Raw genomic sequence first — 14,111 nt, forward strand, 5'->3', positions numbered from 1 at the left:
CTATTTTCATGACGGGACTTTCAAAATTTATGTTAGTTTCAACATATTCAGCTGATCAATTGTCAGCCTTTTTCAGATGCTAAGGAGCAATGTTTCCTTGCATGTAGAAAGAGAGACTCCATATAATCAGTATCCTTAAAGGCGATTAAGCCTACCTGGAGGTTGCTATGCCAAAACAATATAAAGACAAACAGAAACAGAGCAAAAAACTAGAGCAATTTAGAGAATTCCAGCAGCGCATTTCTGTACATTTTCAAAATGAAAAACTTCTATATCAAGCATTTACGCATTCCTCTTATGTGAATGAACACCGGAAAAAGCCATACGAGGATAATGAAAGACTTGAATTTCTAGGAGATGCTGTTTTAGAATTGACCATCTCTCAATTCTTATTTGCGAAATATCCTGCGATGAGCGAAGGCGATTTAACGAAACTAAGAGCAGCAATCGTATGTGAACCGTCACTTGTGTCTCTGGCACATGAGCTGTCCTTCGGAGACCTTGTTCTTTTAGGAAAAGGCGAAGAAATGACAGGCGGCAGAAAACGCCCAGCGCTCTTAGCGGACGTATTCGAGGCGTTTATCGGAGCACTCTATTTGGATCAAGGGCTTGAGCCGGTAGAACGATTCTTAGAAGCCTATGTTTATCCGAAAATTAATGATGGAGCGTTCTCGCATGTCATGGACTTTAAAAGCCAGCTGCAAGAATTCGTTCAGCGCGATGGAAAAGGTGTACTGGAATACCGCATCTTGCATGAAAAAGGACCAGCACACAACCGGGAATTTGAAGCAAATGTCTCCCTTCGCGGAGATGTGCTTGGAATTGGAAATGGCCGCAGTAAAAAAGAAGCAGAACAGCACGCTGCACAGGAAGCACTTGCTAAATTGCAGAAACATCATATGAACCAATAAAATCCCCCTCGTCATTCAGGGGGATTTCACTCTGTTTTCCATCATCTTTTTTCACTTCATATGGTAAGATGATAGTACTTTAAATATATAAGGAGGATCACTCTCATGTTCCTCAAACGTTTAGACGTGATAGGATTCAAATCGTTTGCACAGCGAGTGACCGTGGACTTTGTCAAAGGAGTCACTGCTGTTGTTGGACCAAACGGAAGCGGCAAAAGTAATATAACCGATGCCATCCGCTGGGTACTTGGAGAACAATCAGCGAAAAGCCTCCGCGGAGGAAAAATGGAAGACATCATTTTTGCGGGAAGCGACTCAAGAAAAAGAGTCAATTTAGCAGAAGTGACTTTAACATTAGATAACGAAGATCACTTTTTACCGATCGATTTTCACGAAGTCAGTGTGACAAGAAGAGTCTATCGTTCAGGAGAAAGTGAATTTCTCATAAACAATCAATCTGTCCGCTTAAAGGATATTATTGATCTTTTCATGGATTCAGGTCTTGGGAAGGAAGCTTTTTCAATCATCAGCCAAGGGAAGGTAGAAGAAATTTTATCTAGTAAGGCAGAAGAGAGAAGAAGCATCTTTGAAGAAGCGGCTGGTGTTTTGAAATATAAAACAAGAAAGAAAAAAGCCGAGAATAAACTGTTTGAAACGCAGGACAACTTAAACCGAGTAGAAGATATTCTGCATGAACTAGAAGATCAAGTAGAACCTTTAAGAATGCAGGCGTCTATTGCAAAGGACTATTTGCAAAAAAAAGAAGAGCTTGAAAATGTCGAAATCGCCTTAACTGTCCATGACATCGAAGCACTTCATGAAAAATGGACAACACTTGGTGAAGCTGTCGAGCGCTTCAAACAAGATGAAATGAAGCAATCCACAGATATTCAAGCAAAAGAAGCTAAAATTGAAGAGTCAAGAGACCGCATTCAAGCACTTGACGAATCAATTAATGATCTGCAAGAAGTTCTTCTTTTCACAAGTGAGGAATTAGAAAAGCTTGAAGGAAAAAAAGAAGTATTAAAAGAACGGAAGAAAAATGCAGCCGCAAACCAGGGACAGCTAGAAGAAACACTCATTCGCTTAACTGAAAAGCAGGCGCAGCTAACCGAAAAGATTCAGCAGCAGAAAATCACGCGGGACAGCCTTCAAAAAGAAGTGCAGCAGCTAAAAGATGAAGTGAAAACAAAGCAGCATCAACTGTCGCTTCATAGTGAAGATGTGGAAGGTCAAATTGAACAGCTAAAAAGTGATTATTTTGATCTGCTCAATGAACAGGCTTCCATCCGCAATGAACGCAAATTATTAGAAGAACAGCAGCGCCAAGCGGTCATGCAGCTGGATCGGCTCACGCAAAACAACCAAAAACACATTGAAGAGCGTGTGTCTGTCAAAGAGAAGAAAACAGAGGCTGAGCAGCAGCTTTCAGCCCTAGAAGAAGACATTTTGGCTCAAGTCAAGCGGTTTAGGGAAGCAGAGCAAAAGCTTGAGCAAATGAAACGTCTATACGAGAAAAAAGAAACGGCTCTTTACCAAGCCTATCAATATGTGCAGCAGGCAAAATCAAAAAAAGAAATGCTAGAATCCATGCAGGAAGACTTCTCAGGCTTTTTCCAAGGAGTAAAAGAGGTCTTAAAGGCAAAAGAACGGTTAGGCGGTATTCACGGTGCCATTGCAGAGCTGATTCAAACAGATCAGCAGCATGAGACAGCGATTGAAATCGCGTTAGGTGCAGCAACGCAGCACGTCGTTACAGAAAATGAATCCGCAGCGCGACAAGCAATTGCATACTTAAAGCAGCACTCCTTTGGAAGAGCAACCTTCCTGCCAATGAATGTGATCAAAGAAAGAACCATTCAGCATAGAGACGTCCAAACAGCTGAGCAGCATGCTGCATTTATCGGTGTAGCGAGTCAACTTGTTTCCTTTGATGAAAAGTATCAAAAGGTCATACAGAACTTGCTTGGAACGGTTCTGATCGTTAGAGACTTAAAAGGTGCCAATGAACTGGCAAAAATGCTTGGTCATCGTTATCGCATCGTGACCCTTGATGGAGATGTTGTGAACCCCGGCGGTTCAATGACCGGTGGTGGTGTGAAGAAAAAGAACAACTCCCTTCTTTCAAGAAACCGTGAGATTGAAACATTAACAAAGCAGCTCGTTGAAATGGAAGAAAAAACAACGATCCTTGAAAAGGAAACAAAAGAAACGAAGCAATTGATTGCAGCAAACGAAAGCCAATTAAACGAACTGCGTCAGCGGGGAGAAACGCTTCGAGAACAGCAGCAAGAGCTCAAAGGGAAGCTGTACGAACTGCAAGTAGCAGAAAAAAATATTAATGCTCACCTTGAACTCTATGACCAAGAAAAAGAAGAATTGCAGCTGCGTTCTACTGAACTGACAGTTAAGGACAAAGAGCAGGCAGCTCTTGAAGTTTCTATAGGGGAGAAATTGACCACTCTTGATCAAGAGATCAATACATTAACAAAGCGTAAGCAGACCCAAAGCTCAACGAAAGAAACCATTTCTGCCGAATTAACTGAGCTGAAAATCTCACTTGCCAAAAAAGAGCAGTCCTTAGCGAACGAACAAGAAAAGCTTTCGAGCTTAATAGCCGAATTAGAAGAGGCTGAACAAACGCTGACGGAAACCAAAGAAGATCTGTCACTTTTAACAAGTGAAATGACGTCTAGCTCAAGCGGAGCAGAACAGTTGGAAGAAGCGGCGAAAGAGAAGCTGGAAAACAAAAACAAGACAACCGCACTCATTTCAGAGCGGCGTAAACAGCGTCTTGCTCTTTCTGAAACGTTAGAATATGCTGAACGTGAACTGAAAGAACAAAAACGCCTTTACAAACAGCTCACCACAAGTTTAAAAGATGAAGAAATTAAGCTTGGCCGTATGGAGGTTGAGCTCGACAACCTCATCGCTTATTTGAACGAAGAGTATGCTCTTTCATTTGAAGGGGCAAAAGAGATGTATCATCTGACGTTATCGCCAGATGAAGCAAGAAAACGAGTGAAGCTGATCAAATTAGCCATTGAAGAGCTAGGAACAGTCAACTTAGGCAGCATTGATGAGTATGAACGAGTAAATGAACGCTACCTTTTCTTAACAGAACAGCGAAATGATCTGACAGAAGCGAAAAATACATTATTCCAAGTGATTGAAGAAATGGATCAAGAGATGACAAAGCGCTTCTCTGAAACATTCTCGCAAATTCGCGGGCATTTTGAATCAGTTTTCCAAGCGTTATTTGGCGGCGGAAGAGCAGACCTGAAGTTAACAGATCCAAACGATTTACTAAACTCTGGCGTTGAAATTGTCGCGCAGCCGCCAGGGAAAAAGCTGCAAAACTTAAGCCTGCTTTCAGGCGGAGAGAGAGCATTGACAGCGATCGCCTTACTATTCTCTATTTTAAAAGTCAGACCTGTTCCATTCTGCGTGTTAGATGAGGTAGAAGCGGCGCTTGATGAAGCCAATGTTTTCCGCTTTGCGCAATATTTAAAAAAATACAGCGAGGAAACGCAGTTCATTGTCATTACGCACCGCAAAGGAACAATGGAAGAAGCAGATGTGCTTTACGGTGTTACGATGCAGGAGTCAGGAGTTTCTAAACTTGTATCCGTCAAACTAGAAGAAACGAAAGAGCTTGTCCAGTAATTAAAGGAGGTTTTTGAACCAAATGAGCTTTTTTAAGAAGTTAAAAGAAAAATTTACGCAGCAAACCGATTCAGTATCAGAAAAGTTTAAAGATGGACTTGAAAAAACGAGAAACTCCTTTCAAGGAAGAGTAAACGAACTAATTTCTCGCTACCGTAAAGTCGATGAAGACTTTTTTGAAGAATTAGAAGAGGTTTTAATCGGCGCGGATGTCGGTTTTACAACAGTGATGGAACTGATCGATGAGCTGAAAAAAGAAGTGAAATTAAGAAACATTCAAGACCCAAGTGAAGTACAATCGGTCATTTCTGAAAAACTGGTTGAAATCTACAATAGCGGCGAGGAACAAATCTCTGCGCTGAATATTGAAGACGGGCGATTAAATATTATTTTATTTGTAGGTGTCAATGGCGTTGGGAAAACAACGACGATCGGCAAACTTGCAAATAAGCTGAAAAACGAAGGGAAATCTGTTATTTTGGCAGCAGGTGATACATTCCGTGCCGGTGCGATTGAGCAGCTTGAAGTATGGGGAGAGCGGTCAGGTGTCCCTGTTGTTAAACAGACGGCTGGCTCTGATCCAGCAGCAGTGATCTATGATGCCGTTCAATCAGCAAAAGCGAAAAATGCGGATGTCCTTATCTGTGATACAGCAGGAAGACTGCAAAACAAAGTCAACTTGATGAAAGAGCTAGAAAAGGTCAAGAGAGTTATTGAACGTGAGGTTCCAGACGCACCGCATGAAGTGCTGCTCGCTCTTGATGCAACAACGGGTCAAAATGCGATGGCACAAGCGAAGGAATTTTCTAAAGCGACGAATGTGACAGGAATTGCTTTAACAAAGCTTGACGGGACTGCAAAAGGCGGGATTGTCCTTGCAATTCGAAATGAGCTGAACATTCCCGTGAAGCTCGTCGGTTTAGGTGAAAAGGTAGATGATCTGCAAGAATTCGATGCAGAATCGTATGTGTATGGACTATTCTCAGACGTGATTGATCAAGAAGACTAACAAAAATGCCGGCAAAAACTGCTGGCATTTTTATTTATACGCCGCTTCATGAAGTGACAAGATAAAAACTTGACACACAGTAGAGAACCGTGTAAACTTAGTTGATGTAAAGGGAATGAACTTAACAAAGGGGAGAGAGCCCATGACGCTTGAAAAAACAACGAGAATGAACTACTTGTTTGACTTCTATCAATCGTTGTTAACCGCAAAGCAAAAGAGCTACATGTCGCTTTACTACCTAGACGATTTTTCCCTCGGTGAAATTGCGGATGAATATGAAGTATCAAGACAGGCTGTTTATGATAATATTAAACGGACTGAAGCGATGCTTGAACAATATGAAGAAAAGCTGCTCTTGTTTAAGAAATTTAAAGAGCGTAAAGAACTTCTCAAAAAAATGAGAGAGCTCGTAGCAGATTCCGCACAGACGGAAGAAGCAGAAGCTTTAATTGAATCGCTTGAGAAATTAGATTAGGAGGCGGCACAGTATGGCATTTGAAGGATTAGCCGACCGACTGCAGCAGACGATTTCAAAAATCCGCGGCAAAGGAAAAGTGTCAGAACAAGATGTAAAAGAAATGATGCGCGAGGTACGCCTTGCCCTTCTTGAAGCTGACGTCAATTTTAAAGTAGTCAAAGACTTTGTGAAAAAAGTAAGTGAGCGGGCAGTTGGACAAGAGGTCATGAAAAGCCTTACCCCTGGACAACAGGTCATTAAAGTTGTAAAAGAAGAACTCACTGAATTAATGGGCGGAGAAGAGAGTAAAATCGCTTTAGCGAAAAAACCTCCGACGGTCATTATGATGGTTGGTCTTCAAGGGGCTGGTAAAACCACCACAACTGGGAAGCTTGCCAATTTACTTCGCAAAAAACATAATCGCAAGCCGATGATGGTGGCTGCAGATATTTACAGACCAGCAGCGATCCAGCAGCTTCAAACGCTAGGGAAACAGCTTGATATGCCTGTGTTTTCATTAGGTGATCAAGTCAGTCCTGTCGAGATTGCCAAACAGGCAATCGAAAAAGCGAAAGAAGAACACTATGATTATGTCATTTTAGATACAGCAGGACGCCTTCATATTGATGAAGAATTGATGGATGAACTTCAGAAAGTAAAAGAAGTAGCGAGTCCAGAAGAAATTTTTCTTGTTGTTGACTCAATGACAGGTCAAGATGCTGTTAATGTAGCGAAAAGCTTTAATGAACAGCTTGGTTTAACAGGTGTCGTTCTAACGAAACTAGACGGGGATACACGAGGCGGAGCAGCACTTTCCATTCGAGCTGTGACCAATACGCCGATTAAATTCGCCGCGCTAGGTGAAAAGCTTGACGCGATTGAACCATTCCACCCAGAACGGATGGCATCAAGAATTCTTGGCATGGGAGATGTGCTTACACTGATTGAAAAAGCACAGGCAAACGTGGACCAAGATAAAGCGAAAGAGCTTGAGCAAAAAATGCGGACCATGAGCTTTACACTCGATGATTTCCTCGAGCAGCTTGGCCAAGTTCGTAACATGGGTCCACTTGATGAATTGATCCAAATGATGCCGGGTGCCGGTAAAATGAAAGGGCTCAAAAACGTCCAAGTAGACGAAAAGCAGCTCAATCACATCGAAGCGATCATTAAATCAATGACGACCGAGGAAAAAGAACAGCCAGAGGTCATCAATGCAAGCCGAAGAAAACGGATTGCAAAAGGAAGCGGAACATCTGTCCAGGAAGTCAATCGCCTTTTAAAGCAATTTGACGAAATGAAAAAGATGATGAAGCAAATGACCAACATGTCCAAAGGGAAGAAAAAAGGCTTTAAATTACCATTTATGTAATTGGTTATACATGATAAAACCGTTGTTAAGAAAAAACACTTTACAAACCCTTTTATCATTGTTAATATACTATCTTGTTGAAATATTTTCGGAGGTGCTAGTAAAATGGCAGTAAAAATTCGTTTAAAACGTATGGGATCAAAAAGATCTCCTTTCTATCGTATTGTTGTAGCAGATTCTCGTTCACCACGTGACGGTCGTTTCATCGAAACAGTTGGAACATACAATCCAGTTTTATCACCAGCTGAGGTGAAAATCAACGAAGAATTAGCTCTTAAATGGCTTCAAAATGGTGCGAAACCATCTGATACAGTTCGCAACCTTTTCTCAAGCCAAGGAATTCTTGAAAAATTTCATAATGCGAAAAACAGCAAATAATGAATGAGCTGTCCTTGGAAGAATTGATTGTGTCCATCGTCGAGCCACTTGTTGATTTCCCTGAAGATATTCACGTATCTTCATTAGAAAAAGATGAGCAAGTGATTTACACACTGTCTGTCAATGCTGAAGATACCGGAAAGGTGATCGGAAAGCAGGGACGTACAGCGAAAGCGATACGAACAGTCATGTTTGCAGCAAGTGCAGAGTCTTCTAAGAAAGTTCAACTTGAGATTGCTGACTAAAAGGGAGAGGGCTTAGGACCTCCCCTTTTTTTACACGTTTAAATCTATTTTTCGTTATACTGTAGAGGACAAATGCCTTCGGATAGGGGGACAAAAAGGAAGATGCAGATCATTCAACATGTCACCGTCATGCAAGTATTAACTGAAAGCAGTAAGGACAAACTGTTAACGACTTTTTTGGAGAAAAAAGAAAGACTAGAACGTGAATGCAATCAACTATATTTTCAACTGAAAAAACATGAAAAAGAACCACATCAGCAAGAAGCCATCCCTCAATTTCAAAAAGCCATCGATAAACGGCAGGAGAAAATCCAGCAAATTGACTTTCAAGTAGAGCAGCTGCATATTTTGCCGCTTGGAAGTGAAATGAAAGAGACAGAAGTGGATGCGCTGGTTGAAGTGAAAATAGGTGATAAATGGGATGACAAGATGCAAGATAATGTCATCGTCGTGAAAGACGGCACCATTGTGGAAATACGTCAGGGGTGATTGAGAACATGGAACAGGAATGGTTGAATGTTGGAAAGATTGTCAATACACACGGAGTGCGCGGAGAAGTTCGTGTCGTGTCAAAGACAGATTTCCCAGAAGAGCGTTATAAAAAAGGAAGCGTCCTCTATATTTTTAAGCAAGGTCAAGGAGAGCCGCTAAAAGTCACTGTCGCATCACACCGGCAGCATAAACAGTTTGATTTGCTTACATTTGAAGAAATTAGCTCATTAAATGAAGCAGAGCTATTGAAAGAATCAATCTTAAAAGTAGAAAAAGAACATCTCGGCTCTTTAGATGAAGGAGAATTTTATTTCCACCAAATCATTGGCTGTGAAGTATACGATGAAGAGGATCAGCTTGTCGGCCAAATCAAAGAGATTTTAACACCAGGGGCAAATGATGTCTGGGTGGTCGGAAGAAAAGGCAAAAAAGATGCCTTGATTCCTTATATCCCATCTGTCGTCAAAAAGATCGATATCTCATCCAAAACCATACACATTGAAGTGATGGAAGGACTTATTGACGAATGAAAATCGACTTCTTAACACTTTTTCCTGAAATGTTCGAAGGTGTGCTCCACTCATCGATCTTAAAAAAGGCACAGGAGAAAGAAGCTGTCTCATTCAATGTTGTCAATTTTAGAGAGTATTCGGATCATAAGCATAAAACAGTAGATGATTACCCATATGGCGGCGGTGCTGGTATGGTACTGAAAGCACAGCCCGTATTCGATGCGGTAGAAGATTTAACGAAGAAAGCAAGCAAGAAACCTCGAATTATTCTTGTCTGTCCTCAAGGGGAAAGATATACGCAAAAGAAGGCAGAGGAACTAGCAAAAGAAGAACACCTTATGTTCATTTGCGGCCATTATGAAGGCTACGATGAGCGCATCAGGGAGCATCTTGTCACAGATGAAATCTCAATCGGAGATTTCGTTCTCACAGGCGGAGAGCTGCCAGCGATGATGATTGCAGACAGTGTGGTCAGGCTTTTGCCTCATGTGCTTGGAAAAGAAGCGTCTCACATTGAAGATTCATTTAGTACAGGTTTGCTAGAGCATCCTCACTATACAAGGCCAGCCGATTATAAAGGACTAAAAGTGCCGGATGTGCTCCTCTCTGGAAATCATGCCAAAATAGAAGAGTGGCGGCGTAAAGAATCTTTGAAGCGAACCTATACAAGAAGGCCAGATTTGATCGATTCTTGCAAAACGTTAACAGAAGAAGAAAAAAGATGGCTTTGGCAGCTTCATAATGACTAGATTGTATTGCACACTGCATAGAGGTATGGTATGATACTACTTGTGACTTGGACGGCTTGCCGATTCAAGTTTGAAAACGATGTTCCGCTGCAATGAAGAAAGAGGACATGAGCATCTGTTGGAAGGAGTTGAAAACGATGCAACATTTGATTGAAGAAATCACAAAAGAACAATTACGCACTGATCTTCCTGCGTTCCGTCCTGGTGACACTTTACGTGTACACGTTAAAGTTGTCGAGGGTACTCGTGAGCGTATCCAGATCTTTGAAGGTGTTGTAATTAAGCGTCGTGGTGGTGGAATCAGCGAAACTTTCACAGTTCGTAAGATTTCTTACGGTGTAGGCGTTGAGCGTACATTCCCTGTACACACACCAAAAATCGCTAACATCGAAGTTGTACGTCACGGTAAGGTACGTCGTGCGAAACTTTACTACCTACGTGAACTTCGCGGTAAAGCGGCTCGTATCAAAGAAATCAGACGATAATGATATCAAAGGAAAGAGCTTGTTACCTGTAACAGGCTCTTTTTTTGTACAATGTATAGAGATAATAGATAGAAGAGAAGGTGCACATATGACGATTCAATGGTTTCCAGGCCATATGGCAAAAGCAAGACGTGAAGTCACAGAAAAATTAAAGCTCATCGACATCGTATTTGAATTAACTGATGCTAGAATTCCGATGTCCTCTAGAAACCCAATGATCGAAGAAATCCTTCAGAATAAACCCAAAATCATGCTATTAAACAAAGCAGATAAAGCGGATCCTCGTGTGACAAAGGAGTGGCAGGCGCACTTTGAGCAGCAAGGCGTTCGGTCACTTGCTATTAACTCTGTCGATGGACAAGGGTTAAATCAGATCATCACAACTTCAAAGGAAATCTTAAAAGAAAAATTCGACCGCATGAAAGCAAAAGGTGTCAAACCACGTGCAATCCGGGCGCTCATTATCGGAATTCCCAACGTCGGGAAATCCACCTTAATCAATCGTTTAGCGAAAAAGAACATTGCCAAAACAGGAGACCGTCCTGGTATTACCACCTCACAGCAATGGGTGAAGGTAGGGAAAGAATTGGAACTTCTCGATACACCTGGAATCCTCTGGCCGAAGTTTGAAGATGAGAAAGTAGGACTCAGGCTAGCGGTAACTGGAGCGATCAAAGATTCTATCATCAACTTACAGGATGTCGCTGTATATGGACTTCGCTTTCTAGAAGAAAACTATCCAGAGCGATTAAAAAAACGCTATGACCTAACGGAGATCCCTGAAGATACGGCTGAGCTGTTTGATGCAATAGGTACAAAGCGCGGCTGTCTCATGAGCGGTGGATTTATTAATTACGACAAAACCACCGAAATCATTATTCGGGATATTCGAACAGAAAAATTTGGTCCCCTCACTTTTGAGAAGCCTGAAAGCTAAAAGACACGCAGCTCATGCGGGTCTTTATTTTTTGCGGAAAACTGCCGATATAAAGAAGGAGGCTGACGAAAAGCTGATGTACACAGTGAAACAAATAAAAGAACTGATAGAAAAGCATTCGCAAGACGAGTCATACATTCATGAACTTGTAAAAGATGATACGAGAAAAAGTGTCCAAAAATTGATAGAGAAGTGGCGCAAAGAGAGAGAAAAGCAGCAGCAACTTCAAGCAGCATGGAATGAGATGCTGCAATTTGAAAACAGTGCGAAAGCGCAGGGATACACATGTATTGCTGGAATAGATGAAGCAGGAAGAGGTCCACTTGCAGGCCCCGTTGTCGCAGCAGCTGTCATATTAAAGGAAGATACAGTCCTGCTCGGTTTAAACGACTCAAAGCAATTATCTGAGAAAAAAAGATTGGCATATTATGACCTAATCCAAAAAGAAGCACTTGATATCGGAATCGGCATTGTGGATGCAGCTACGATTGATGAAATCAATATTTACGAGGCATCAAGACTGGCGATGGTGAGAGCGGTGGAGAAGTTAACTCATACACCCGATTATCTACTCATAGATGCCATGACGCTCCCGCTTCCTATTCAACAGGAGAATATCATCAAAGGAGATGCAAAAAGTGCGTCTATCGCAGCAGGTGCATGTATTGCAAAGGTGACAAGAGATCAGATGATGGAAGAATACGGGCGTAAGTACCCTGAGTATCAATTTGAAAAACATAAAGGGTACGGAACAAAAGAGCATTTGGCTGCCATTCAAACACATGGAGCTACCCCAATCCATCGATTATCATTTGCGCCAGTGAAATCCGTTATATCATAAATTTTTGACCTAAGGAGGCTGCCTGTGATGACAAGAGTTGAGGACATACATACAGCACTGAATAGCCGGCTGAATACGGCAGAATCTGTGCCATTAAACACCGAAGGAAAGGAAAATGTGCATCGACTGATTCTTGGTAAAGTACTGAAAATGCTCGGAGATGATACAGCCCTTGTTCAAATAGGCTCAACAAAAATAAAAGCGCAGCTAGCGGCTCAGCTCAAAGCAGACGCATTTTATTGGTTCCAATTTGAACAAGAGGGTGGAGGCAGCCTCAATAAACTAAGGCCAGTCCAGCAATTTGATCAAGACCCTAAAACATTAAAGGATGCAGCTGCCAAACTATTAGAAGGTCTCTCTCTGAAAAACGGACTAGAAAACATTCTAACAGCTACTGCTTTTTTAAAAGAAAAATCCGTCATCAATGAAGCAGAGTTAAAAACGGCAGTGAAGTGGATCGAACAGCTTCAAGGAGCTGATGTGAAAAAAGGTCTCCAGTCACTCCTATTTGCTTTAAAAAAAGACTTGCCGATCCAGGAAGGAGTCCTTCAATCAATTTTAGCCGTGAAATCATCCTCTGCTCTCCATCAGGATATGACAGCACTGCTAGAACGCTTAACACAGCTCCCGAAGCACTCAGACGCCACACAGGCCCTTACACAAGCCGTTCGATCAGTCATAGGAGCTGAGACGACTGTCCATGCAGAAAAGCTCTTATCGGTCCTTCTAGCAGCGAGAGAAGGGACGGCGAAACAAGGGGGAAATCTACCTGTAACACCTCAGTCCAATCTGACTCAACCAAAAGAAAATAGTCAGAATCCAATAGCTCAAGAGCGTCAGACGACCCAAGTTCTTCAATCTAACGTGCAGCAATCAACAAGTCCAAAAGAGCTGCAAATCCCGCCTCAGCAAATCGAGCGGATACTAACAAGTTTGATAAAACAAGGTGCAGATGGGCAGCAAGAGCCTAGCTTAAAACAGCTTACGTCATTGCTGCAAGGACTTCAGCAGGCTGGATCTCAGCCTGACGCAAAAGCATCTGTGCTTCAAAAAGAATTTCCGTTCCTGTCAAAAACAGAAGCAAAAGTATTGGCTCAGGTCGTGCAGCATACAGAACCCGCATTAAGCAATAAAACCGACGTGCTCGATTTACTCATGACGATGAAAAAGGCAATAGGTGTACGTGACGAAATCGGTATGCTGAAACTACTCGAAAAAGGCAACCAGGATGTAAAAAGTCAGGAGCTTCACCAATTAAAGCTCGTCTTAAATGATGTGAGACAGTCTGATTTACCAGAGCCCGTAAAAAAAGAAGTCGATCAATTGTTTCATAGATTGAACGGGCAGTTATTTGTGCAGCAGGAGAACCAAACTATCAGCCAAATGATGGTCTCTTACCCGCTCTTTTCAAAACATAGTGTTCAAGATTTAACCTTTATTCTAAAAGGACATAAGAAAAAAGATGGCTCTATTGATATTTCTCAGTGTCGCCTTATGTTTTACTTAAACATGGAAAACCTCGAAGAAACATTAATCGACTGTACGATTCAGCAAAAGGTCATGTCAATTACAGTTGAAACCGGTCATGAACTTCAAGGAACCATTAATCCGATGATTCCAGCTGTTCGGGAGAATTTAAATGCATTAGGATACAGCCTCACGGGAATTACAGCAAAGAAGAGACAAGAGCCAGTAGATCCGTCTCACTTTCTAGATGAACACTTTCATAAAATCAGCGAGAAGGGGCTGGACTTACGAGTATGAAGGATTCAAAACCGCTTAGAAGGGCGGTCGCTCTACATTATGATGAAGAAAAACAAAAGGCGCCAAAAGTGGTCGCGACAGGGAGCGGCTATGTGGCAGACCATATTATTGAAGAAGCAAAAAAGTCGGGAGTTCCTATCCAAGAAGACCGTAATTTAGTCGAACTCATGCGCCATTTAACACTGGATGAGGAGATCCCTGAAGCGTTATACGATACTGTAGCAGAAATATTTTCGTTTATCTATAGGTTAGATCAAAAAATGAAAAAATAAGGTAAAATAAGTGATTTGGAT

The 14,111-nt window shown here is 41.8% G+C and carries 15 protein-coding genes; all 15 read left to right on the top strand.

Annotation, left to right across the window (positions count from 1 at the left end; genetic code table 11):
- Window positions 1-167 precede the first annotated feature (167 nt).
- Window positions 168-911 carry a ribonuclease III gene (rnc, locus tag SB660_RS01910; protein WP_058014007.1) on the top strand — a complete coding sequence of 248 codons (744 nt, stop codon included), beginning with the start codon at window positions 168-170 and terminating at the stop codon, window positions 909-911.
- Window positions 912-1,016: 105 nt separating this feature from the next.
- A complete protein-coding gene (smc, locus tag SB660_RS01915) occupies window positions 1,017-4,577 on the top strand; it encodes a chromosome segregation protein SMC (RefSeq protein ID WP_410581094.1) in 3,561 nt (1,186 codons plus the stop codon).
- A gap of 22 nt (window positions 4,578-4,599) precedes the next feature.
- Window positions 4,600-5,586: a signal recognition particle-docking protein FtsY gene (gene ftsY, locus SB660_RS01920; RefSeq protein ID WP_034662411.1), complete on the top strand. Its 987-nt coding sequence runs from the start codon at window positions 4,600-4,602 to the stop codon at window positions 5,584-5,586.
- Between the two features lie 142 nt (window positions 5,587-5,728).
- Window positions 5,729-6,061: a putative DNA-binding protein gene (locus SB660_RS01925; protein ID WP_012009935.1), complete on the top strand. Its 333-nt coding sequence runs from the start codon at window positions 5,729-5,731 to the stop codon at window positions 6,059-6,061.
- Window positions 6,062-6,074: 13 nt separating this feature from the next.
- Window positions 6,075-7,415, top strand: a complete 1,341-nt coding sequence (gene ffh / locus SB660_RS01930) for a signal recognition particle protein (RefSeq protein ID WP_410581097.1) — start codon at window positions 6,075-6,077, stop codon at window positions 7,413-7,415.
- A 105-nt stretch (window positions 7,416-7,520) separates the two neighbouring features.
- Complete coding sequence (gene rpsP / locus SB660_RS01935) at window positions 7,521-7,793, top strand: 30S ribosomal protein S16 (protein ID WP_003212139.1); 273 nt, start codon at window positions 7,521-7,523, stop codon at window positions 7,791-7,793.
- The gene (locus tag SB660_RS01940) at window positions 7,793-8,038 is read left to right on the top strand and encodes a KH domain-containing protein (RefSeq protein ID WP_012009937.1); all 246 of its coding nucleotides are present in this window, start codon (window positions 7,793-7,795) and stop codon (window positions 8,036-8,038) included. Before rpsP ends, SB660_RS01940 begins: the two co-directional genes overlap by 1 nt.
- Before the next feature lie 102 nt (window positions 8,039-8,140).
- Window positions 8,141-8,527, top strand: a complete 387-nt coding sequence (locus SB660_RS01945; protein ID WP_050945054.1) for a YlqD family protein — start codon at window positions 8,141-8,143, stop codon at window positions 8,525-8,527.
- An 8-nt stretch (window positions 8,528-8,535) separates the two neighbouring features.
- Entirely contained in the window at window positions 8,536-9,060 is a 525-nt protein-coding gene (gene rimM, locus SB660_RS01950) for a ribosome maturation factor RimM (RefSeq protein ID WP_050945053.1), read from the top strand.
- Window positions 9,057-9,791: a tRNA (guanosine(37)-N1)-methyltransferase TrmD gene (gene trmD, locus SB660_RS01955; protein WP_058014004.1), complete on the top strand. Its 735-nt coding sequence runs from the start codon at window positions 9,057-9,059 to the stop codon at window positions 9,789-9,791. Before rimM ends, trmD begins: the two co-directional genes overlap by 4 nt.
- Before the next feature lie 137 nt (window positions 9,792-9,928).
- Window positions 9,929-10,276 (top strand): 50S ribosomal protein L19, encoded by a 348-nt coding sequence (gene rplS, locus SB660_RS01960; RefSeq protein WP_003212364.1) that lies wholly within the window; start codon window positions 9,929-9,931, stop codon window positions 10,274-10,276.
- 88 nt (window positions 10,277-10,364) lie between these two features.
- The gene (gene ylqF, locus SB660_RS01965) at window positions 10,365-11,213 is read left to right on the top strand and encodes a ribosome biogenesis GTPase YlqF (RefSeq protein WP_044141932.1); all 849 of its coding nucleotides are present in this window, start codon (window positions 10,365-10,367) and stop codon (window positions 11,211-11,213) included.
- A 76-nt stretch (window positions 11,214-11,289) separates the two neighbouring features.
- Window positions 11,290-12,054: a ribonuclease HII gene (locus tag SB660_RS01970; RefSeq protein WP_058014003.1), complete on the top strand. Its 765-nt coding sequence runs from the start codon at window positions 11,290-11,292 to the stop codon at window positions 12,052-12,054.
- 27 nt (window positions 12,055-12,081) lie between these two features.
- Window positions 12,082-13,818, top strand: a complete 1,737-nt coding sequence (locus SB660_RS01975) for a glycosyltransferase (RefSeq protein ID WP_410581102.1) — start codon at window positions 12,082-12,084, stop codon at window positions 13,816-13,818.
- The gene (locus SB660_RS01980) at window positions 13,815-14,090 is read left to right on the top strand and encodes a FlhB-like flagellar biosynthesis protein (protein ID WP_003211418.1); all 276 of its coding nucleotides are present in this window, start codon (window positions 13,815-13,817) and stop codon (window positions 14,088-14,090) included. The genes SB660_RS01975 and SB660_RS01980 overlap by 4 nt, the downstream gene beginning before the upstream one ends.
- Window positions 14,091-14,111 lie beyond the last annotated feature (21 nt).

Source organism: Bacillus sp. SIMBA_005, assembly GCF_046535585.1.
Classification (GTDB): Bacteria; Bacillota; Bacilli; order Bacillales; family Bacillaceae; genus Bacillus; species Bacillus pumilus.

What these genes read in the sequence shown, in the direction of transcription:
- SB660_RS01970 (WP_058014003.1), top strand. Translation starts at nt 11,290, where the DNA reads ATGTACACAGTGAAACAAATAAAAGAACTGATAGAAAAGCATTCGCAA.
- SB660_RS01980 (WP_003211418.1), top strand. Translation starts at nt 13,815, where the DNA reads ATGAAGGATTCAAAACCGCTTAGAAGGGCGGTCGCTCTACATTATGAT.
- smc (WP_410581094.1), top strand. Translation starts at nt 1,017, where the DNA reads ATGTTCCTCAAACGTTTAGACGTGATAGGATTCAAATCGTTTGCACAG.
- ftsY (WP_034662411.1), top strand. Translation starts at nt 4,600, where the DNA reads ATGAGCTTTTTTAAGAAGTTAAAAGAAAAATTTACGCAGCAAACCGAT.
- ffh (WP_410581097.1), top strand. Translation starts at nt 6,075, where the DNA reads ATGGCATTTGAAGGATTAGCCGACCGACTGCAGCAGACGATTTCAAAA.
- SB660_RS01940 (WP_012009937.1), top strand. Translation starts at nt 7,793, where the DNA reads ATGAATGAGCTGTCCTTGGAAGAATTGATTGTGTCCATCGTCGAGCCA.
- trmD (WP_058014004.1), top strand. Translation starts at nt 9,057, where the DNA reads ATGAAAATCGACTTCTTAACACTTTTTCCTGAAATGTTCGAAGGTGTG.
- rimM (WP_050945053.1), top strand. Translation starts at nt 8,536, where the DNA reads ATGGAACAGGAATGGTTGAATGTTGGAAAGATTGTCAATACACACGGA.
- rpsP (WP_003212139.1), top strand. Translation starts at nt 7,521, where the DNA reads ATGGCAGTAAAAATTCGTTTAAAACGTATGGGATCAAAAAGATCTCCT.
- SB660_RS01925 (WP_012009935.1), top strand. Translation starts at nt 5,729, where the DNA reads ATGACGCTTGAAAAAACAACGAGAATGAACTACTTGTTTGACTTCTAT.
- rnc (WP_058014007.1), top strand. Translation starts at nt 168, where the DNA reads ATGCCAAAACAATATAAAGACAAACAGAAACAGAGCAAAAAACTAGAG.
- ylqF (WP_044141932.1), top strand. Translation starts at nt 10,365, where the DNA reads ATGACGATTCAATGGTTTCCAGGCCATATGGCAAAAGCAAGACGTGAA.
- rplS (WP_003212364.1), top strand. Translation starts at nt 9,929, where the DNA reads ATGCAACATTTGATTGAAGAAATCACAAAAGAACAATTACGCACTGAT.
- SB660_RS01975 (WP_410581102.1), top strand. Translation starts at nt 12,082, where the DNA reads ATGACAAGAGTTGAGGACATACATACAGCACTGAATAGCCGGCTGAAT.
- SB660_RS01945 (WP_050945054.1), top strand. Translation starts at nt 8,141, where the DNA reads ATGCAGATCATTCAACATGTCACCGTCATGCAAGTATTAACTGAAAGC.